General features: G+C 49.8%; 16 protein-coding genes. 6 read left to right on the forward strand and 10 right to left on the reverse strand.

Features of this window, described 5'->3' with window-relative positions; translation table 11 throughout:
- Positions 1-68 precede the first annotated feature (68 nt).
- From ACO4R2_RS08535 to ACO4R2_RS08570, 8 genes are all read right to left on the reverse strand, one after another.
- Positions 69-431: a DUF488 domain-containing protein gene (locus ACO4R2_RS08535; protein ID WP_484769887.1), complete on the reverse strand. Its 363-nt coding sequence runs from the start codon at positions 429-431 to the stop codon at positions 69-71.
- Between the two features lie 12 nt (positions 432-443).
- On the reverse strand, positions 444-878 hold the full coding sequence (gene bamJ, locus ACO4R2_RS08540; protein WP_484769888.1) for a BamJ family beta-barrel-assembly machinery protein: 435 nt from the start codon (positions 876-878) through the stop codon (positions 444-446).
- A gap of 43 nt (positions 879-921) precedes the next feature.
- On the reverse strand, positions 922-1,554 hold the full coding sequence (locus ACO4R2_RS08545) for an HAD family hydrolase (protein WP_484769889.1): 633 nt from the start codon (positions 1,552-1,554) through the stop codon (positions 922-924).
- A gap of 41 nt (positions 1,555-1,595) precedes the next feature.
- Positions 1,596-2,222 (reverse strand): flavodoxin family protein, encoded by a 627-nt coding sequence (locus tag ACO4R2_RS08550; protein ID WP_484769890.1) that lies wholly within the window; start codon positions 2,220-2,222, stop codon positions 1,596-1,598.
- Positions 2,206-3,384 carry an iron-containing alcohol dehydrogenase gene (locus tag ACO4R2_RS08555; RefSeq protein WP_484769891.1) on the reverse strand — a complete coding sequence of 393 codons (1,179 nt, stop codon included), beginning with the start codon at positions 3,382-3,384 and terminating at the stop codon, positions 2,206-2,208. Before ACO4R2_RS08555 ends, ACO4R2_RS08550 begins: the two co-directional genes overlap by 17 nt.
- A 66-nt stretch (positions 3,385-3,450) precedes the next feature.
- Positions 3,451-5,598: a S8 family peptidase gene (locus tag ACO4R2_RS08560; RefSeq protein WP_484769892.1), complete on the reverse strand. Its 2,148-nt coding sequence runs from the start codon at positions 5,596-5,598 to the stop codon at positions 3,451-3,453.
- Positions 5,599-5,706: 108 nt separating this feature from the next.
- Positions 5,707-6,999 carry an L-cysteine desulfidase family protein gene (locus ACO4R2_RS08565; protein ID WP_311489580.1) on the reverse strand — a complete coding sequence of 431 codons (1,293 nt, stop codon included), beginning with the start codon at positions 6,997-6,999 and terminating at the stop codon, positions 5,707-5,709.
- 146 nt (positions 7,000-7,145) lie between these two features.
- Positions 7,146-7,568, reverse strand: a complete 423-nt coding sequence (locus ACO4R2_RS08570) for a helix-turn-helix domain-containing protein (protein ID WP_311489581.1) — start codon at positions 7,566-7,568, stop codon at positions 7,146-7,148.
- Between the two features lie 822 nt (positions 7,569-8,390).
- Here ACO4R2_RS08570 and ACO4R2_RS08575 point away from each other — a divergent pair.
- Entirely contained in the window at positions 8,391-10,472 is a 2,082-nt protein-coding gene (locus tag ACO4R2_RS08575; RefSeq protein WP_484769893.1) for a TonB-dependent receptor plug domain-containing protein, read from the forward strand.
- Between the two features lie 94 nt (positions 10,473-10,566).
- Here the strand turns inward: ACO4R2_RS08575 and ACO4R2_RS08580 are convergent, their stop codons facing one another.
- On the reverse strand, positions 10,567-11,943 hold the full coding sequence (locus ACO4R2_RS08580; RefSeq protein ID WP_484769894.1) for a hypothetical protein: 1,377 nt from the start codon (positions 11,941-11,943) through the stop codon (positions 10,567-10,569).
- Between the two features lie 276 nt (positions 11,944-12,219).
- Here ACO4R2_RS08580 and ACO4R2_RS08585 point away from each other — a divergent pair, with 276 nt between their 5' ends.
- Entirely contained in the window at positions 12,220-14,610 is a 2,391-nt protein-coding gene (locus ACO4R2_RS08585) for a GH92 family glycosyl hydrolase (RefSeq protein WP_484769895.1), read from the forward strand.
- A 175-nt stretch (positions 14,611-14,785) separates the two neighbouring features.
- Here the strand turns inward: ACO4R2_RS08585 and ACO4R2_RS08590 are convergent, their stop codons facing one another.
- Positions 14,786-15,391, reverse strand: a complete 606-nt coding sequence (locus tag ACO4R2_RS08590; RefSeq protein ID WP_484769896.1) for a DNA alkylation repair protein — start codon at positions 15,389-15,391, stop codon at positions 14,786-14,788.
- Between the two features lie 391 nt (positions 15,392-15,782).
- On the opposite strand from ACO4R2_RS08590, the gene ACO4R2_RS08595 reads away from it, so the two are divergent.
- The 4 genes from ACO4R2_RS08595 to ACO4R2_RS08610 all read left to right on the forward strand — a co-directional run bounded on the left by ACO4R2_RS08595 (position 15,783) and on the right by ACO4R2_RS08610 (position 21,475).
- On the forward strand, positions 15,783-17,075 hold the full coding sequence (locus ACO4R2_RS08595) for a hypothetical protein (RefSeq protein WP_484769964.1): 1,293 nt from the start codon (positions 15,783-15,785) through the stop codon (positions 17,073-17,075).
- Between the two features lie 50 nt (positions 17,076-17,125).
- On the forward strand, positions 17,126-18,406 hold the full coding sequence (locus tag ACO4R2_RS08600; RefSeq protein WP_484769897.1) for an imelysin family protein: 1,281 nt from the start codon (positions 17,126-17,128) through the stop codon (positions 18,404-18,406).
- Positions 18,407-18,494: 88 nt separating this feature from the next.
- Positions 18,495-20,222, forward strand: a complete 1,728-nt coding sequence (locus ACO4R2_RS08605) for a di-heme oxidoredictase family protein (protein ID WP_484769898.1) — start codon at positions 18,495-18,497, stop codon at positions 20,220-20,222.
- Between the two features lie 155 nt (positions 20,223-20,377).
- Complete coding sequence (locus ACO4R2_RS08610; RefSeq protein WP_484769899.1) at positions 20,378-21,475, forward strand: imelysin family protein; 1,098 nt, start codon at positions 20,378-20,380, stop codon at positions 21,473-21,475.
- Positions 21,476-21,477: the final 2 nt, after the last annotated feature.

A 21,477-nucleotide genomic window follows, 5' to 3' on the forward strand; every position in this document is an offset into this window, starting at 1 on the left:
GGGGCTTTGCTTATTAGTTGGACTGGTCAGATTAGTCCGACCAGTTCCGAGAACTTCCTTTTTCTTTTTTATAGCTGCTTTTTCAGCCAGTCGCGCAGGACAAGGGCGTGGTTGTGTTGCTCGTCTTTAGCACCATAGAGGAGCGTGACGTTGTGCTGCTGGAGTTGCTCGCGGCAGCGTTCCACAAAGGCTGGAGCATCGGGGTTAGCATTGAGTTCGGCCGTATATTGTTCCGTGAAGTCTGGGAAGCGTTCCGGCTGATGATTGAACCATTGGCGCAAACTCGTGGTAGGCGAAATCTCTTTGCCCCAATAGTCGATGGCAGCTTTTTCTTTTGCCATGCCACGTGGCCAAAGTTTGTCGGTCAGGATGCGATAACCATCTGTTAGTTCAACCGGCGCATAGATGCGTTTTACAATAAGCTGATACATATTCTATAGGTTTTAAGAAACACTTATAAGTTCCAAATCGAAGATGAGCGTAGAGCAGCCAGGAATATCTCCTGAGGAGCGCGTGCCATAAGCCTCAGAGTAGGGGATGTAGAGCGTCCAGCGGTCGCCAGTATGCATAGCGCGCAGAGCAATCTGGAAGCCCGTAATGAGATCACTCACGCGGAAGGCCTCAGGATAGCCGCGCTCCCACGCATCATCAAACACCTTGCCAGAGATGAGGCTCCCACGATAGTAGCATGTTACGATGGAGCGCGGCCCGACATCGTGCGTTCCTTCGCCCGACTTAGTGATGCGATACAAGATACCGTGGGGCAATTCGTGGATGCCCTCTTCTTTGCGGATTTCTTCGAGAAATTCTTCGTTTTTTCGGCGATATTCTTTTTTGTTCATATTTTGTTTTTGCAAAGAATAAAAAGGTTGCTGCATAGGCAGGTTGCCCCATATAGTTGCAGGGAGAAGTCTGAAAAAGTTAGGGGAGGCGCAACAGTTGGAATAATTCTTCTGTCCAATCCTCGCCATTGACGGGCTGGAAGGTGGCTATTCCCAATTCCTGTGCAGCAGAAATGTTGTGGGAAGAGTCATCGACAAACAGGAGTTCCTCGGGGCGTACGTCTTCAGCTTCGAGCACGCGGTGGAAGATTTCGGCCGACGGTTTCATCACCTTCATCTGATAGCTCAGATAGAGCGCATCCACATAGTCGGCAAGGGAATTTCCGTTGCCGTCAAAGTCCTTGCTCAAGGCCCAACCCATCATGAAAGGATTCGTATTAGAAAGGATAGAAAGGCCATAACTCCCGCGGCGAAGGCGTTGCAAGGCCTCGAGATTGCGCTGCGGGAGTCCGTCGCAATAGCCTCGCCAAGCGTAGCTACAATCCTCGATGGTCACGGCACGTCCGATGAGCAAACTCAGTTGCCAGCGGAAGTCTTCCGCCGTAATCTTTCCTTCTTCCAGTGCGCCAAAGATGCCCTGCTGCGTGTAAGCACCCAGTCGCTCCTCCGCATCGAGCAATCCTATTTGCTTGAAGCGTTCCACTGCCTGTTGTTGGTTCTGTCGGATGATGACTCCTCCGAAATCGAAAGCAATCTTTTTGATTTTTTCCATTGCGTTATCCTTTTGTTTGTTGCGGCAAAGTTAGTGATTTCTCACCGAATGATTTTTTGTGCCAGTCGATGCGCACGTTGCAAGTCCTTCGGCGTGAGCGGGTGTTTCTTTGTGCCGCCCCGTTCCAGAGTGCCACAGATTCGGAAACCGCTCCATTTTAGGATTTCCTTCAAAGCTCGCACCACGCCGCGCGTTTGATGGAACCAAATGTTGAACGGCCAGAATGTGGTGCTGGTGCTGACAATTGCCGCCCGCTTACCCTTCATCAATCCGATGGGAATACCGCGTTTGTCCTCGTTCATCATTCCGTAGACGAGTCGGTCAAAGAGAATTTTCAGTTCGCCAGGGATGTTGCCCCAATAGCAGGGCGCACCGATGATGAGGTACTCACAAGCCCGCAGTTCCTCCAGTACTTGCACGGAATCGTCCTCGGGCAGACAGCAAGCGTGCTTACTGCGGCAGTACATACAGCCCGTGCAATGCCTCATTTGTAGGTCGGCCGTTTGGATGAGATGTACCTCTTTGCCTGCTTCCTGCAGCGTGCGTTGCATCTCTCCCAGCATTTGTGCGATGAGTCCTTTGCGACGCGGGCTCGCATTGATTATGAGTACCCGTCCCTTGATGGTTTCAGTGGGGGCAGGGGTGTTGTGATTATCCTCTGACGGCATATTCGTAGATTTGACGCGTGTGTGCCTCGTTGAGCGGGACAAAATTGCCCACCAGTTCGCCTTTGGTCACATGGAGATGGCTATTGATGAGTTCCAGGTCGAAGTTGTCGATGCCCAATTCAGCGATGCTCGTAGGCATTCCAATCGTGTGGAAAAAAGCCTTTAAGCGCGCAATGCCTTCAAGCGTATCGGCTCGCTTGTCGGCCGTAGCAGGAACATTCCACACCTTATGTGCGTAGTGGGCCACTTTATCCACATTGTGGTCGGCCATGAATGTCAGCCAAGCCGGGAAGATAACTGCCAATCCTGCACCATGTGTGACACCATAGAAAGCACTGAGTTCGTGCTCAATGGCGTGTGACGACCAGTCCTCCTCGTTGCCCGTGCCGCAGAGTCCCGTGTGTGCCAGCGTACCACACCACATCAGTGCAGCGCGCGCATCATAGTCGTTGGGACTTGCTAAGACTTTCGGCGTCACCTCAATGATGGTGCGTAGCAATGACTCACTCAGCGCGTCCGTCACTTCAGTGTGCGGCGTATTGGTGAAGTAACGCTCCTGGATATGTGCCATCATATCGACCGCTCCAGCCGCAGTCTGGTAGGGCGGGAGTGTCATGGTGAGTTCGGGGTTCATGATGGCAAACTTTGGGCGCAGGGCGCGCGGTGTTCGGAGGCTGATCTTTTTGTTTGTACTCACTTGTGTGATAACGGAGTTGCCCGAGCCCTCACTACCCGCAGCCGGAATGGTGAGGACAACGCCCACGGGCAGCGCGGTCTGAATAATGGCCGTACCCGCATAAAAGTCCCAGAAATCACCCTCATAAACCAATCCGGCCGCAATGGCCTTGGCCGTGTCGATAACAGAACCGCCGCCAATAGCCAACAGCATATCGACCTGCTTTTCTTTACCTAAGCGGATGCCTTCATAAACCTTTGTATCTATGGGATTGGGTTGGATGCCACCAAAGAGCGTGTAGTCGATCCCCGCCTTACGGAGCGATTCCTCCACTCGGCCTGCCAAACCAGTGTGGACGATGCGTTCGCTACCATACACCAGCAATACGTGGCGGCCACCATACCGCGTCACCATTTCTCCCGTTCGCTCTTCCGTGTTCTTACCGAAGACGAACTCCGTAGGACTATAAAAATCAAAGTTGTTCATACCTATATTTCCTTGAAATAAAAAAGGCCTCATCCAGAAGGACGAGGCCTATGAGAGTTTTTATACTTATTTGACAACGACCTTCTTGCTCACCGTGGCATTTGCCGTGGTGACGTTGAGGAGATAGATGCCAGCGGGTAAGCCGCTTAAGCTGATGGTTTCCTCCTGGCCTCGGCTGATGCCTTGCAAGTTGCGCTGGTTCAGCAGTTGTCCACTCACGTTGTAAATAGCTATGTGGGCAAAATTCTCATCGCTGTTGAAGAGAATGTTCCAAGCCTCGGGCTTCATGTTGATAGTGACAGGCTGGTTGGTATATTCCACCGGATTAATACCCGTACTATTACTCATAGTGAGAGCCATTTTGAGTCCTTCGTAAGCATCCAGTTTTCCGTAGCCAAACGTAGGCGTCCATGTGTTATTTCCGGTGTATCTGTCGTGGCGAGCCGTTTTCTTGAGAATCTCAACGATTTGTTCAGAAGTTAGCTTAGGATTGGCTTGCATCCAAAGGGCTATTGTGCCCGTAACTACCGGCGTTGCCATGGAAGTTCCGTTCATTGCACCATAGTAATAAGTCTTTCCATTGATAACCAGTTTGTGTGTTACTTCTTCCTGCAAATCGTCAAGACCATGGTCGTATTGGTTGAAAGCAGAAAGTATGAAAGTTCCTGGGGCAGCAATGGTGGGCTTCATGATGGTAGAGTCGCCCAGCCATGGACCAGGACTGGAGAATTTCGCAATCCTACCTGGGGTATAGCCAGGTAGAGAGTATGTAGAGCCTTCTGAGTTTGTGAAACGCGTAGAGAGGGTGTAGGCCGCAACGGAAATAGCACTCGGAACGTTGGCACCGCCTTCGCTACTGAGATATTTACTGTCGCCTCTGAGGAAACCGCCCGCTGAGTTGTCAAATTCACCATATTCAACTTCCATCCAGCAGTGGACCTCGGCATCCTTTTGGCCCGTGAGCTCAACGCCGAATTGTGCATCACTACCTCCGATAGATTCGATGGTAGCACTATTCAAAACGAAGGAGAAGAAGTGCTTGTTATTGTTTTGGTCGATGTCGTCATCGATACCTAAACCGCCTCCGCTAAGCGTAGAGATCTGGCTGTCGGTCAGATATGTTTTTCTACCATTATAATAGTAGAACGGACGGAATGTTACATGCTTTTGACCGTCTGCGATAGTCTCCCAGCACTGCCCAATAAGAAGGGTGTTATTTCCCCTGTTCGGAGAGTCTGGCGTCTTTACAAGGAATGATTTCGATTGATTGTCGGCCGTGAACTTGTGATAAGTGTGGATGGGGTCTTCACCTTCGTTGCCCGCTGCTGCCACTAGAACGCCGTTGTATCGCTTAAAGAGGCGGTCCATTGTGCGGTCGTAAGTGGTGGTGCCATCGTGTGGGCCGCTCTGTGCGCCCAAACTCATGTTCACCACGAAAGGTTGTTTTTTTTGCTGCGCATATTGTGCTATAGCACGAACATCCTCCAGCATTTCTTTCTCATCGAATGAAGAAGAAATGAAGTAGAGGTCGGCGGCTGGAGCAATACCCTGCAAATCATTGCCGAGGTTGCGTCCACCAGCGATATTAGCAACGTGAGTGGCGTGTCCCTGTGCTTGCAGACCATCGCCTTGATTGGGAAGAACCGTTGTGGGATTGGCAGTCGTGGGCTTTGCTCCGCGTCTCCACCACATTTTTACGCGGGTTTCGTTCTTGGCGTTGGTGAAAGCTAAGTGCTTGGGATAGAAACCTTGGTCTATCACGCCGATGAGCACGCCTGTGCCGTCAAACGGCGTGTCGAGGTTTGTTCCTGCCTGCACTTTGTCGGCTCCAATGTCGTGACGGGCCTGCTTGAGCAGCGGACGGAACTTTCTCGAAACCTGCATGATATTGATATCATTGCGTGTAGCGAGTTTCTGAATCTGTGCCGCAGTGAGCGTGGCCGAAAGGATGTTGTCATCAATAGCCGTCACATCCAATCCTTCAGCTTGGAGTTCTTTCTCCAAGGCTTCGGCGTTCTTCGCATCAATAAGGATGGAGAACTCTTCGGGTTGGGAGGCACTGATTCCGCGGGCTTTTGCCGCTGTGGCTTGTTTTACGAGGCGCTCCAGTTGAGTAGACATTTTGCTACCATTGCCGCAGAGGGCTGTTTGCGCCATTACTGAAGAACTGATTGTCAGACCAAAGGCTAACGTGCAAAGTATTTGTTTCTTCATTGATAAATATGACTATTTTGTTTATATGTACGCAAAATTAAAAAAATATCCAGACACATTCCAAGAAAGGAGTGTCTGGATAGCTATTTTTTTTGCTTGTGATGCTAATTATTTTTTATGCGTCATGATATTGAGTACGCAGCGGTCGGTTTCGTCCATAGCATCTGCACCGATAGACACGAGGTTGCGGATACTTTGTTCCACGTCGTCGTCGATGATACCTTCCACGCTCGTAACATATTCGTTCTGCATAGCCAGCATTGCACACATGACGGCCGTGCTAACGCCTGTGGTGAGCTTCATCGCACAGCTGGGCTTCGCTCCGTCGCAGATCATACCCGTTAGGTTAGCAATCATATTCTGAACCGCGTATGTAATCTGTTGGTAGTTGCCGCCCATCAAGTAAGTGATGCCGCAACTCGAACCCGTGGCAGCCACCACGCAACCACAGAGAGCCGAAAGCGTGCCAAGATGTTCTTTTATATAAATGACAGTGAGGTGCGAGAGCATGAGCGCACGAATCATTTCTTCCTCCGTATTGTTGTTTTCGCGAGCAAAGACCACAATTGGATTGGTAGCACAGATACCTTGATTGCCGCTGCCGCTATTGCTCATCACGGGAATCATTGCTCCGGCCATTCGGGCATCGCAAGCGCAGGATGTGCTAGAGATGATGTGTGAGAAGATGCTGTCGCCCATAATTCCACGACCGATGGGGCGAGAAAGAATCTTACCCAACCGATGGCCGTAGTTGCCTTTGAGCGAAAGTTGTGCTGCTTTCTCATTGAGCTGGCGTGCTTCGTCGATAAATCGGATTTCCTCGAGCGGCGTTGTGGTTGCAAACTCATAGACTTTTTTGAGAGATAGCCCTGATTTTTCTTTCTTCACCTCATTGTTTCCCTGTTGCTGGTTTTGTTCATCTAATAATATGGTTCTGTCTGTTTTGAGGAGAGTGAAGCGAGTGTGTTCATGAGCTATGGCAGCTGTGGCCGAGTGGCCGCCAGCTGTCACACAGATTTCGACATAGAGTTTGTCGCACGCGTTTTGCGCCAGATCAATGTGGATGCGTTCTTCAGCAATGAATTTTTTTCCTTCTTCTACAGCCGCAGTGTCGACATCGCGAAGGACTTCTAAACCGTAGTCAGACTTTCCCACCAAGGCTCCGAGAGCGATGGCAATGGGAAGGCCCACCATGCCGGTGTTGGGAATGCCTACTCCCATGGCGTTTTTTAGGATATTTGCACTCAGGTGTGCTTCAATGCGTTCTGGACGTTGTCCAAGTAGTTCCGTAGCTTTTGCCGTTGCCAGTGCCACGCAGACAGGTTCGGTACATCCGATGGCGGGTACAACCCAATGGCGTACCAAGCGGATGATTTTTTCGCGTTCTTGCGTATCTAACATAGTCTTTGTTGGATATAAAGAGATTTATGAGCGGGGAGGGGAAAGCCTTCCCCAGTACCTAGTTATATATTTAAGATTTCTGTTATTGCCCAAAGCGTCGTTCCTGTCTTCTGCCATAGGGCGGGTGGATGGTCTCTTTTATTGGCTCAATCCTTTTTTGCTTTTGTGCCGAGAGCTTGCACTCGGTACTGTCGCGGAGTCATTTTTTCTTCTCGATGGAAAGCCAAGTAGAAAGCTTGGCGAGAGGCAAAGCCGCAGTGCAGGCCTATTTCCTCCACAGATTGATCGCGGTAGCGAGGACTGGAAAGCATTTTGCGTGCATCGCGCAAACGGTAGTTATTCACTAGAGCGTTGTAATTGTCGCCCGTGTGTAGGGCCACCACCACAGAGATGTATCTCGGGTTGGTCTTCAGATCAATCGCCAGTTGACGGGCTGAATAATCTGGATCTCGGTAAAGTTTCTCCACTCCAATTTTCTGGATGATTCGAACGAAAAGCTGGTCGGCTATGTCATCTTTAATTCGAGCATAAGACAACTTCTCCGTGTCAATAGTTTTGGAGTTTGCCATAGTTCACTGTGTTATTATAATTTATGCAACAGGTATTTGTTAATGCAAAGGTATTGATTATATTTAAAAAATCCACAAAAAGAAGATGTTTTTTGAAATTTATTTTTTCTGTCATAAAAACATGTTTAATAACATGTATAATAGTAAGATTAATAATGTGTTATGGTAAAATTTCGCAGGCAATAAATCTATTATTTAGCACTAAAAATATGTTGCGAAACATATAAACAAGGCCTTAAAGTCTTGTTTTTTGTGTTAAATGGCACTCAAGTTGTATTCACACCTTCCCCAATGACGCGGATTTTCTGTTCTATTGTATCCTTAAATTCTTGCTATTCAGTGGAAAACGGATGAATTTAAGTGCCTATTTTCTCGATTCTTCGAAATTGGGTGACCATGCTGGTCCATAATGGCTTTGTGTAGGGAGAAAAATCTCTTTGCAGCAAGCGTAAATATCCTTATAGCGTTTTCAAATACAATAAGGGAGTCAGCTGACAGCCTTATTGTGTCAGCTGACGCAATAAGGATATTTTTCGCTCTCTCAGAATTGCTTGTAAATAAGAAGAGGATGTGTGATTAAAGATTTGTTTTGTAGTGGTTTATACTCCTTTTGTGCTCAAACCGTCTATGCTCTCTTGAAAGGTAAAAAAGAAAAGCTTTTCTGCACATATAGCTCATTCTTTGCTTTCTATATTTTCCTCTATAGTGATGAGTTCTTTCCGTTTTTTTTCATTCCAGAAGCCCTTCTTTTGCTGGCTCGGGGCAAAATGTTAAATTTGCAGCGCGGGAGGAAAGTCCCCTTTATTTTTTCTATTAAAACACATGAATAATTCAACAAATCTGAAGCTCAAGCCGGTGGTATTCCACCACTTCAGCCGCAAGTCCTATGCGCTCTTCTCTGTACTGAAGCGAGAAGTGACGGTGGGCGTGCTGAGTGTGGCCACAGTAACAACGGCTTCCGCTGCCATTACGTTGTCCGACGTACGCCCCGTTCCAGCTGGACGCATCGATACCGTAGTGCTGAACAGCGCCGAGGTAACGGCCTCGCGAGCTCCTCTGGCTGCTCAGGTAGCAGCCCGTCAGGTGACCACGTTGAGCCGCGCGGACATTGCGGCTGCGGGGGTCACGAGTGTGAACGACGTATTGAAACTGGCCGCGGGTGTAGACGTCCGTCAGCGCGGCGGTTTTGGTATTCAGACGGACATCAGCATTGATGGAGGCACTTTCGACCAAATCACGCTGCTTGTGAACGGCGTTCCCATCAATAATCCTCAAACTGGCCATAATGCGGCCGATTTCCCTGTTAATATTTCCGACATCGATCACATTGAAATCCTGCAAGGAGCTGCTTCGCGCATCTTCGGTTCGCAGGCTTTTAGTGGTGCCATCAATATTGTGACGAAGCCCCTGGGCGATGCTCTCTTCTTGAAGGCTGAGGGCGGTTCGTACGGTACGTTCCGCGAAGAGTTGCGTTCCTCCCATCATTGGCAGCGCTTTAATATGACGCTGTCACGCTCTATGCAGCGTTCGGACGGAGCTGTTGAAAATGGCGACTACAAGACCAACAAGGTGTTTTGGACAGGCCGCCTGAGCCTGCCGCGTTTTGTGCTGAAATCTCAAGCCAGTGCGTTGTGGAACGACTTTGGAGCTAACACGTTCTATTCTGCTGCCTTTCCCAATCAGTGGGAGGCCACGCGCCGCTTCATGGTAGCGCTGCAAGGCGAGTGGAGCGGGCGCATCCATCTCTCCCCACAACTCAGCTGGGCGCGCAATGTGGATCATTTCCAACTGATTCGAGGCACGAAGAAAGCTGAGAATTTCCATCGCGGCAACGTATTGAACAGTGGGCTCAATGCTTGGACCGACTGGGCTGCAGGACGTACGCTTCTCGGAGTGGAATTGCGCTATGAGGACATACAGAGCTCCAATCTTGGACTTCCTGTCGACTCGTCGAAGTTTGTCCGCGTCCACGGCCAGCGTAATAGCTTCTACACGCACCGCGACCATCGCACGAACACTTCGCTCTTCTTGGAACACACGCTGGTGCTGAACCATTGGACTTTCTCGGCAGGTGTCATGGGACAGACCAATACGAGCGTGCGTGGCGGACTGCGTTTCTATCCGGGCGTGGATGTGGCTTACCGACCGATGCAGAGCCTCAAACTTTTTGCCAGCTTCAACCGCTCGATGCGATTGCCCACGTTCACCGACCTTTACTATAAGAGTCCGACACAGGAGGGCAACAAGGATTTGAAAGCTGAAGAGAATAGTTCGTTCCGTGTGGGAGCGGACTACGTTTTGAAAGGTTTTAAGGCGCAGGCCTCAGCTTTCTACAACCGTGGAAATCACATGATCGACTGGGTGATGCGTTCGCCCACGGATAAGTTTCATGCCACTTCGTTCAACCTTGATAACGTGGGCGTTAGCCTACAGATGGATGCCGACCTCCGCGTGTTGCTCGGCCAGCATCAGCCGTTGGAGCGTTTCGCTGTGAGCTATGCTTATATCCATCAGAATCGCCGCGATGGAGAAGCTTATTTCAAATCCAATTATGCGCTGGAATATCTGCGCCACAAATTGGTGCTTCGCCTCTCACATAGGATCTATAAGCAGCTGGATGCCGACTGGAGTTTGCGCGTGCAGCGCAGAGAGGGCAACTACCTTGTCTATGAGAACCACAAGAGTACGGGACAGCTCCACCCCTACGGCACGCACGCTCTTCTCGACCTGAAACTGAAATGGGCAGCAAAGAGCTGGACGGCTTACGTGGATATGTCGAACCTCACAGCAACGCGCTACTACGATTTGGGCAATGTGCGCCAACCGGGCTTTGTGGTGATGGCCGGCGCAGATATTCGGTTGAACGACTTCAACTTTATGAAAAAAGTCTTCGGCCGTCCCTAAATTTTTCTCTCCCGACTTTCCTTCCACACAACAAAAGCCGCTGCAACTCTCTGAAGAGTGCAGCGGCTTCTTTTTGTGTCGTTCAACGAGCTGTTTACTTCACGTAAACTTTCTTGCCGTTCTGAATGTAAAGGCCCTTAGCGGGAGCTTCAACGCGACGGCCTTGGAGGTCGTAAGTAGCATTGGATACGCGAACCGCAGTATTGGGCGTTGTGATACCCGTATAGGCATTAGCTTCTTTTTGGTTGTAAGTCAGATCAAGACCAATGCCCCAGTTGAAAGCATGGTATTTGCCATCGTTATCAAACTGGAAGATATTGATAGAGATAGGCAGATCCTTGTAGTCCTTACCATTGTAGGAGAACGAAATAGCTCCATAGCCAGTTTGTCCATCAGACATTCCTTCAGAGATTACAGGTACTGGACTGAAAGCCTTAGTGCCCGTTGCGGAAGGACGCACACGAACCATCAGAGCCTGGTTGGCAGCGATGGCTTCTTTAGCAGAGAAGTGAACCACATAGATGGCAGCTTGCTGACCTTTTGCAGGGATGAGAGTTACCTTATCGGCTGTCAGCTGAGCCTGCAGAGGCTCACTGGCCGGACGCCCGTTTTCAAGTGGAACAAGGTCTACGGCAATATCAGAAGCCTTCACCTCTTGTGTACCATCAGCATAGAACATAGCTTCACCGCCTAAGATGTAAGCCGGTGCAGAGCTGTTGAACAAGAAGAGCTCATAGGCTGCTGTCACCTTCAGCTCTTGGTTGCCAAATTTCTTACCGAAAGTTTTGGTGATATTGCTGTTGGCTTTATCGCTGTTAAAGCCGAAGTAGTCGCTAATATTGATAGTGCCAGCCAAACGGCGTACGTCATAATTTACAGAAGGGTAAAGCGTTTCTCTGCGCAATGCGCCACCACCGTAAACAACAATATTTCCCAGTGAGAATGTATCTGCTGTTGTTTTAGCATTGAGTGGGGTCGATCCCACCTTGCTGCTGCAAATGAGCTGCGGGGCGGGCAGTGCAACAGCAGGATATGTAACGGTCAGCACAGAGTCGGTACCGCCTTGAATCTCCTTCGTGAGATAAGTGTACTCTTGTTGATCTTCAGTGACCTTTTGTGCAGGGTCAGCGTACATCCATTTGCATTTCTCTCCCACCATGATGCCTTGGAAGGAAAGGGCTATGTTGGCCGGTGCAATGAGGTAGCCTTGGTACGCGTTAAACTGGTTGTCGGCTCCAGCCCAGAAGCAGCCTGCTGGACGTGCGTAGAAAGCGGAAGGAGCAGTGGAAGTGATGCGGGCACCCATCTTGTTGGCTTGGAGCGCCTTTCTTGCTTTGTTCACAGCTTTCTGGTTGAGCGACAGAGTAGTCACCGCGTTACGGCCACTAAGGTTCACCTCTTGGAGCTGGGTTTGAGCCGTAGAAGCAAGGCCGAAGGCTGCGAGAGCCGAAAGGAGTAAAGTTCTTTTCATAAGCGTATGTTTAGATTATAAAAATATAATGAGTTGTTTCTTAGCTTTAGACAGACAAACGCCTGTTGGATTGATGGAGCGAAACTAAACCTTTTTTTTGAAGAATGCAAGTTTCAATAACCTTTTTTAATAAATATGTGGAGAAATACCTCATTTTAGCTACCATAACTGATAAAACTCGGTTTTCTTCCTTTCTCTTCTTAAACATGTGTTTTGTGTTGTTCGATGTATTAAAAAAGGAGAAGGGCGGATAGGAAGTGAAAAATATCCTTATCTTTGGAGCGAAGAAAACTCCTAATTATGAAGAAAATAGCTTTAGCCTTTTTGGCTGCCGCTTTGAGTTGTGCAGCGATGAGCCAGACAAGCGACCTGGCTTCCTATGTCAATCCGTTTATAGGTACGGGCGGACACGGCCATACACACCCTGCAGCCGTTGTTCCGCATGGTATGATTCAGCCGGGGCCCGACACGCGCCACCATGGTTGGGATGCTTGCTCGGGTTACTACTATGAAGACAAGACCATCAATGGTTTTTCTCAAACGCGCTTGAGTGGTACGGGCTGCGCCGACCTTTCCGATTTTCTGCTGATGCCTTTCACCGGCACGGCCGATTTGGCGCATGTGGGCGAGAAAGGCGGAAAATATCGCTGCCCCTTTGCTTCTGAATTCAGTCACCAGCAGGAGAGTGCAACGCCGGGCTACTATTCCGTGTTTCTCCAACGCTACGGCATCAAAACTGAGATTACGTCGACGGAGCGAACGGCTCTGTACCGTTTTACCTACCCCGAGGGGAAAAACGCGGGTATGATTCTCGACCTCGACTATAACAACCAGAATCAGTATATGCTGGAGTTCGACTACGAACAGTTGAACGATCACACGATGCGCGTATTCCACCGCTCGCTGGGTTGGGCCTATAATCAGCCCATCTATGGCATTTTCGAATTTTCTCAGCCTTTCACCTACGAAGTAGTACGCGACACCGTGCGCGAAGCCAACCGCGACTATCCTTGCTGCAAGCTGGTGCTCCATTTCAAGGACGTGCCAACCAACACGAAGCAGTTGCTCTGTCGCGTGGCACTCTCTTATGTCGACTACAACGGCGCACAGAACAATCTGCGCTGCGAGCAACCCGGTTGGGACTTCGACGGAACCCGCGCTGCTGCACGTGCGCTCTGGAACGACGAATTGAGCAAAATACAAATCAAGGACATGGCAGACAATGCCGATTCTGTTCGCCAAATTTTCTATACGGCTCTTTATCACGCCCAATTAGAACCGATGCTCTTCAGTGATGTCGATGGTCGCTATTTGGGGATGGACCTGAAAGTGCACCAAGGATTGCAGGAAGATCCGATATACACGGTGTTCTCTCTATGGGACACTCACCGCGCTTTGCATCCGCTCATCAGCATCATCGACCCCGCGCGCAACGAAGCCTACATTCGCAGCCTTATCCGCAAGGGCGACGAGCTGGGAATAGTGCCAAAGTGGGAGCTGGCAGGCAACGAAACGGCTTGCATGATTGGCTACCACTACGTGTCCCTCGTGGCCGATATGTACACCAAGGGCTACCACAATTTCAACCTTCAGCGTGCCTATCGCCATGCGCTGCGCTGCGCTGAATACGACACAACGGGCATCGCTCCAGTATTCCCACGTTGGAAGATGGAAGAAATCGAACCTTCCGCCAAATACTATAAGAATACGCAAGCCTACATACCGTTCGACAAAGCCAGTGAGAGCGTGGCGCGCGCCTTAGAGTTTGCTTACAATGATTGGTGTATCAGTCAGCTGGCTGAGGCTGTGGGCGACACGGCCAATGCGCGCCGCTATCAGCAGTTCGGGCAGGCTTATCGTCAATACTTCGATGCTAAAACGGGCTTCATGCGCGGCAAGGACTCACAAGGAAATTGGCGCACACCTTTCGACCCCGTGAGCAGTACGCACCGCATGGACGACTATACGGAGGGCACCGCGTGGCAGTGGACTTGGTTCGTGCCGCAGGACCCTGAAGGGCTTGCCTCTCTCTTTGGCGGGCGCAAGAAGATGCTCCATAAGCTCGATTCGCTCTTTGTGATGTCCAGCAAGATGACGGGCGACAATGTCAGCCCAGATATTAGCGGCATGATTGGCCAGTATGCCCACGGCAACGAACCCGGACATGGGACGATATTCCTATATAATTATATGCGTGAACCTTGGCGCACGCAGGAACTCTGTGATAGCATTCTCTACGGCCTTTACTATGCCGGCCCGAACGGCCTAAGCGGTAACGAGGACTGCGGCCAGATGTCGGCCTGGTACCTACTCAACGCGATGGGCTTCTACCAGTTCTGCCCCGGCCGCCCTGTCTACACTATCAGTCGCCCCATCTTCGGCGAAGTGAGCATCTCTCTGCCCAACAATCGTCAGTTCACGGTGCGCACCATCGGCAACAGCCGTCAGAACAAATACATTCGCCGCGTGCGCCTCAATGGCGTTGCCCTCACCACTCCTTTCTTCACCCACGAACAACTCATGGAAGGCGGCGTACTGGAAATCGAGATGAGCGCCACTCCTACGAAGTGGGGCACAGATGCCAAGCCTGTGAAACTCTATATGCCCAAGCGGCCGATAAAGCCCATAAAGCCGATAAAGCCCATAAAGCCCGCTCGCAATCGTTGAGCTTTCCCGCGTAGCGGATTTGTGCCATGGCTTTCTTCAGTCCTGCAAATCACCACTTTTACCCTCTAAAAAATCCCTGCTCCAAAAAGGAGTAGGGATTTTCTTGTTTTGTTGAAAAATCAGCGTCTTTCTCTTCGTGGGAGAAGGGGAGAGGACTTTCTGTAGGATCGTGTTGTCACATTCCCACGCTGTCCAAAACTTGGTTTCCCAAGCGTTCTTGACCGATGCCTAAGTCCATGAATTTCATCAAGCTGCGCCAAGCTGCTTGCTTCACCATTGTGTTGTCAGAGCGGAGGTCCGTGGTGGTATGGTCGAGGTATTCAAGCATATCTCGGCGGTTGGGCACTTTCTTTTCGGTAAAGAGGCGGCCCAGCAGCTGGTAGCCCACATAGCGGAACATAGGGCGCTCGTCGGCCAGCCATACGAAGGCACGTTCCGAAGCATAAGGCGTGCGCGAAAGCAGATGGAACACCAAATTGTCGGCCTCTTCAGGGAAGAGAATTTGTTCCACCCAAACATCGGCAAGGTCGGCAGGGAAATCCTCTACCGGCATCAGCATACCAGCCAGCAGCCGACATTCGCGAATGTTCTCTTTCCACAAAGCCGCCGCCAGTTCATAGGTAGTAGGCAGTTCGTGAGCATATTCCTCCAGACGTGGTTTTTCCACGCCGAAGTTCACTTTATAGGTCAAGCCCTTGTTGCGCATGGCTTGCGAGATAGGGCCGTTCATCATCGAATGGAGTGCGCACTTGATTTGGCGCAGTTGTTCTTGTAGTTCCATGGGTGCAAAGATACGATGAAAAGCCGAAAGAGAGCCACCTTCTTTTTGTCCGTTTTTGCAGGAAGAAGATATGTGTAAATAGAATAAGGGCGTCGGCTGACATCCTTATTCCGTCAGCTGACATCCTTATTGTATTTTCAAACGCAATAAGGATATTTTTGACCACTCTTATAAAGGTTCATTTCCTTATTTAACAGACTAAGACCCATGTCTTTTTTGCAGGGCGATAGAAGAGATTTTCTTCCTTCTTAGTTTTTATTTACCTTTTTTGGGGTATTGCGTAAATAGCCACATCTTTGTTCTTTTGCACACGAAAATTAAAGCAGCTGAAATTCACTCAAATTTGGCTGAAAGATTGCGTAGGATAAAAGAGAATTAGACAATAATTATGATGAAGAACGAAAAGTTAAAACTCGCTTTAGGCGTGTTGGGTTTGGGTTTGAGCATGACAGCTGCCGCTCAAATCAATGCTGCTGATTCAGTGATGAATCATGTGAAAGGCAATCGCTTGAGTGTCGGTGGATACGGTGAAGTGGCTTATTCCCGCAACTTTTATAGCGACAATGTTTATCGTTATGCCAATCCGGCGAAGTATAAGAACGGCAAGAGTCACGGACGTTTCGATTTGCCCCACGTAGTAGTTTATTTGGGCTACGACTTCGGTAAAGGCTGGAGCATGGGTTCAGAGATAGAGTTTGAACATGGCGGTACGGGTTCGGCTTACGAACGCGAATACGAAGAAGGTGGCGAATGGGAAGTAGAAACCGAGAAAGGTGGCGAAGTAGAGCTGGAGCAATTCTGGTTGCAGAAGTCCTTCTCTCGTGCTTTCAACATCCGCGCCGGACATATCGTAGTGCCCGTTGGTCTTAACAACAGTCATCACGAACCGCTCAATTTCTTCACGGTCTACCGTCCAGAAGGCGAGAACACTATTCTGCCCTCCACTTGGCACCAGACGGGTGTGAGCTTGTGGGGACATTATCGCAACTTCAAGTATGAATTGCAATTCCTCGAGGGACTTGATGCCATGCAGTTCGATCGTGACGGCTGGATTCATAAGGGTCCTCACAGCGCGTTCGAGTTCTCTCCTGCCAGCAAATATGCCATGGCAGCGCGCCTCGACTGGTATGCAATGCCCGGTATGCGCTTAGGTGTGAGCGGCTACTATGGCCACTCCATCAACAATACGCTGATGAACGACGCCAATGAGAAACTCAAAGGTGCAGTTACGATAGGTAGCGTTGACTTTACGCTGAACAAATACAACTGGATTGTGCGCGCTCAGGCCACTTATGGACATCTCGCTGATGCCTATTTCGTGAAAACCCTCTCAGGACGTAGCACAAAGACCAGCCCTTACAGTACTTCAGAAGTGGGAAAGAACGCTGTAGCCCTCGGCGTTGAAGCTGGTTACGACCTCTTCTCACGCTTCGAAAAGCTTCGCGCTAACGAAAAGAAACTCTATGTCTTCGGTCGTTACGATTACTATAATCCTTACATCCGCGACCATCGTCAAGCACCTTATCCCTATGAGGAAAGAAACAAGCTGACCTTTGGTTTCAACTACTATCCGCTGCCACAAATCGTTATCAAGGCCGACTACGGCGTGCGTATGTTCAAGTCGCCCTATAACAATGAGCCCAGTCTCAACTTTGGCGTTGCTTACGAGGGCTTCTTCCTCTAACGAAAGCGTGATTTCCAACAGACAAAATAATTCTTTTATATTACACAACAATGAAAAAGATTTTCATGTATGCTATGCTGTTTGCAGCAGCTAGTGCAACCGTTCTCGGTTTTAATTCTTGCAGTAGCGATGATCCCGACCATGTTCAGACGCTTACTGAGGAAGAAGGGTATCTGCAAAAGGTGCTGGGTTCTTACGTGGACAACACGATCAACCCCACTTATGCCAGCATGGCTAAAAATGCAGAGACTTTCTACGAGCAGATGAAGACCCTCCGCGATGCAGTGGAGAAAGGTACGGCCACCCAAGCTATGGTAGACAAGGCTTGCGAGAGCTGGAAAGCTACGCGCGCTAACTATGAGATGAGTGAAGGCTTCTTGCTCGGTGCTGCCAGCGACTACAACATCGACCCGCACATCGACACTTGGCCCCTTGACCTGACGGCTCTCCACAACCTCCTGTCAAGCCCCAACCTGCTGAAGAATATCACTACCACTGATGACGAAGCAAACATCGAGTACGCTCACAACAACCTCAACCAGAACCTCCTCGGTTTCCACGCTGTTGAGTTCGTTATCTTCCGTAATGGCGCTCCTCGTAAGGTTTCTTCTTTCAACAGCGGTAACGACAATTTCAACGATGGCGTTGACTTCACGGACATCAATGCACTTGATGAGCTGAAGTATTCTGTTGCAGTTGCAGGTGACCTGAAGTATTCTATCTTCGAACTCGAAGTGTGCTGGGCTGGTGGTACAGAAGCTCACAAGAAAGCTCTCGAAGCACAGGAGAGAAAAACTTCAATGCCCAGCTCTACTATCACTTACGGCGAAAACATGAAGAAAGCCGGACAGGTAGGTAGTCTCTACACTTCTATCAAGAGTGCAGTGTCCGCTATCCTCAGTGGTGACCACGGCTGTGTAGGTATCGTTGACGAGGTAGGTCAGACTAAGATGGGTAAGCCATACGGTCTCGGTACGAACGATGAGAACAAAGAATCTGATCCTAACTACATCGAGTCTCCTTTCTCTCACAACTCACTGACCGACTTCTGGGACAACATCCAGAGCGTAAACAATGTATGGAACGGTGGCTTTGATGCCAACAAGCGTAGCAGTATGTCCTTCGCAAGCTACTTTAAGAAGTACAACCCCGAATTGGGCACAAAGGTGCAGAACGCTATCAACAACGCACAAGCTAAGCTCAAAGCTTGCCCCGCTCCGTTCGTAGCCAACTATAAGAACGCTCAAGTGCTGGCAGCTATCAATGCTTGCGATGAGCTGACAAAGGCTCTCGGAGAAGCTGATGAATATATCCAGCAGAAGAAAAAATAAAAACGACAAGTAATTAAATTCTAACTCAGTGTGAATACCCGTCTACCCTAAATAGGGTAGGCGGGAGTTCGCGCCTAAATAATATGCAATGAAAAATTTATCATCCTACTTATTGATGGGTATGGCCGCATTGTCCGCAGCATCTTGTTCGGACAATACCGACACACCTGTAGCGCCCACTTATCACAAGGATTCCCTCGCCGTTTTCTCGCAAGCCGAATGGCTGCCGGGAGGTGAGAAAGGAACCACCAGTAATGAGCAGGGCTGCTATTCAAATCCTGCCCCCGCTGTTGAGATGGCTGGTTTGGACATCACGTTTAAGAATGGCGAGAATTTCTTTGAACACAACGCCAACCTCTTTACACGTCCGTTCTGGGGACTTGGTCCAGCTTGGGTCCGCTCTGGTTGCGAATTCTGTCACCCTTCTTACGGTCACGGAAAGCGTCAGACCGAGTATCGCGCTAACAAGATGGGCAACGGCTACTTGCTCGTGATTTATCACCCAACGGCAGGCGTCGACGGAAACGGCAAACCTTATGCTGCTAACTCTTACATCACCGAAGTGACGGGTATGCCGCAAACTCAGGCTATGCACCCCTTCAAAGCACCTGTTGACGAGAAGGGCATCACCATTACGTGGAAGAATGCAACGGATGAGCACGGCAATAAGTTCCCTGATGGCGAAACTTACGAACTCTCTTATCCTGACGTGCAAATCGCCCAATCAGCGTTCAATACCAAACCGCTGCCCACCAACTATGAGGTGCGCCTCGAATCCACTATCGGTATGTACGGTACGGGTCTTATCGACGCCATCAGTCAGGACTCTATGCGCGTTCAGTACCAGCGCGAAGCTCGCTTCGCTCAGTTGAACCCCGCCATGTGGAACCATGCCGCTAACGACTGGGCAAACACTGCTTGGTACACGCTGGCAGATGGTCAGAAACGTATTAAGAAATACACCTACGGTATGACACGTGCCACATTGCTCGATGGCCCTGGTGGCAACGCAATATGGAACATCACCAACGTGACCCGTTCCGACCGTCACTATCTCTACACCACAGCAGCTTGGGCTAAGGCCATGAGCGAAGATGCCGATGTGATTGAAGCCATCAAGAGAGAAGGCGGCAGCTTCTCTTCTCTGCTTCATCCCTACTATGGCGATGGTTCTACAGACAGTATCAAGACACTTGTCAACAAGCTCCTCGGTCTGAACAGAAACACTCCTGAGATGCGCGCCGACTATGAGAAGTATATCGTTAATGCCGCACCTTGGAACGGCCGCGAAGAGATGACGGATGAAGACTACTATTCCTTCGGCGTTTGGCACCGTGGTCTCGGTGTGCCCAAGGCACGTAATCTGGACAATCCCGAAGTGCAGCGTGGTAAGAAGCTCTTCTATCAGATGGGCTGTACGCACTGCCACCGCCCCTCTTGGACTATCAAGAAGGACAACATCTGGATTGACAACGCAAGCAAGGCTTATATAGCTACACATCCTAACGCTAAGTTCCCCACTTACGATAACACCGTTATCTGGCCTTATACCGACTTGGTTCAGCATAAGCTCCACATGGTCAACGATATTCGCACTGGTTGGTGCCGTACCACTCCGCTCTGGGGTCGTGGTCTTTCCACGCAAGAAACGGGTGAAGGTTCACGCCTCCACGACTGCCGCGCTAAGACCGTTGTAGAAGCCATCATGTGGCACGGATATAGCAAAGAAAGTGATGCTTACGCTGCTTCGCAGAAGTTCTATCGTTTGTCAAAGAGCGACCGCGACGCCGTTGTAGCATTCATCAATGCTATCTAATTTAGATTCCTAACTGGAAGTTTCACAGCTCCCTCTATCATTCTCCTTGGGAAGATACTCCGTTACCGCCTTTATGTGAGGAACCAGTGTATCTCCTTTGCTGGAGGAAGCTAGAGGGAGCTTTTTATCACTCTAATCTCTTAATATTATCTCCAATGAAGATCTTTTGGACAATCGTTGTATCACTGTTTGCCGCTTGTGGACTTTCCTCTTGCAGTAATGACAATGGAACTTCTTCCGGTAAGCAATCAGAAGTGCTTGCTGAAGCCATGGCCCACAACCTGGACTTGTTCTACTATTATAATAGTCTGACATCGGCCACAGCAGACACTGTCTACCATCAAATCAATGCCTTGGCTTATGGTAAAGTTACGCAACAACAGCTCAATACAGCTGCTGCAACCTTCCTGCGTATGCGTCTTCTCTATGAGCAGACTGAAGCCTTCTTCCTTGGGCCTAATTCGCATTTCGATATCGATGCCGATATTAATAAATGGCCGCTCGACCACCAGGCCTTCGACCAACTCATGACCAGTGGGAGCCAGTTGGAAACTGTCAGCGGTTTGCCATCATCCATCGTAGGTTTTCATGGACTTGAATACATCCTCTATCGCGAAGGCAAGGTGCGCAATGTTAGCGACCTGACAGCCCGCGAAATCCAATATGCACAATTGCTCATTGCCGATTTGCGCCTGCGCTTGGCACAAGTCCGTTGTGGTTGGACTGCTGCCGACACAGAGCTGAAACAATTGTTGGGCACACACGCCTTACCCTATACAGCTCCCGATGAGTCAGACTATCGCACCTATATGCTCAAGGCCTATACCACAAAGCAGTTAGCCGCCGCACTCCTTACGGGCGATCACGGCATGGGCGGACTGTCCGACGAGATAGCCTACACGAAGCTACACAGACCTTATTCCTCAGACTCCACCTATATTGAGTCGCCATATAGCATGACCTCGCTCGACGATTTGGAGCGCAATCTTGCCAGCATCTCCAATGTGTGGTATGGTGCGCCGCTCAAGAAGGGCACAGCCTCTTTCCATTCCTATTTTGCCTCCTATGCTGCAGCAGAAGGCCAGAAGGTGGAGGAAGCTCTTGTGAATTGCAAGAAATCGCTTGAGGCCATTCCCAAACCTTTTGTTAGTCATTGCAAGGACGCCTCTGTGCCTTTAGCCATCAAGGCCTTTGAGCAACTCACGGCGGCCCTCTCTGATGCCAATGACTACATTCAGAATAACGAAAAATAACA

The organism is Alloprevotella sp. (genome assembly GCF_057240785.1).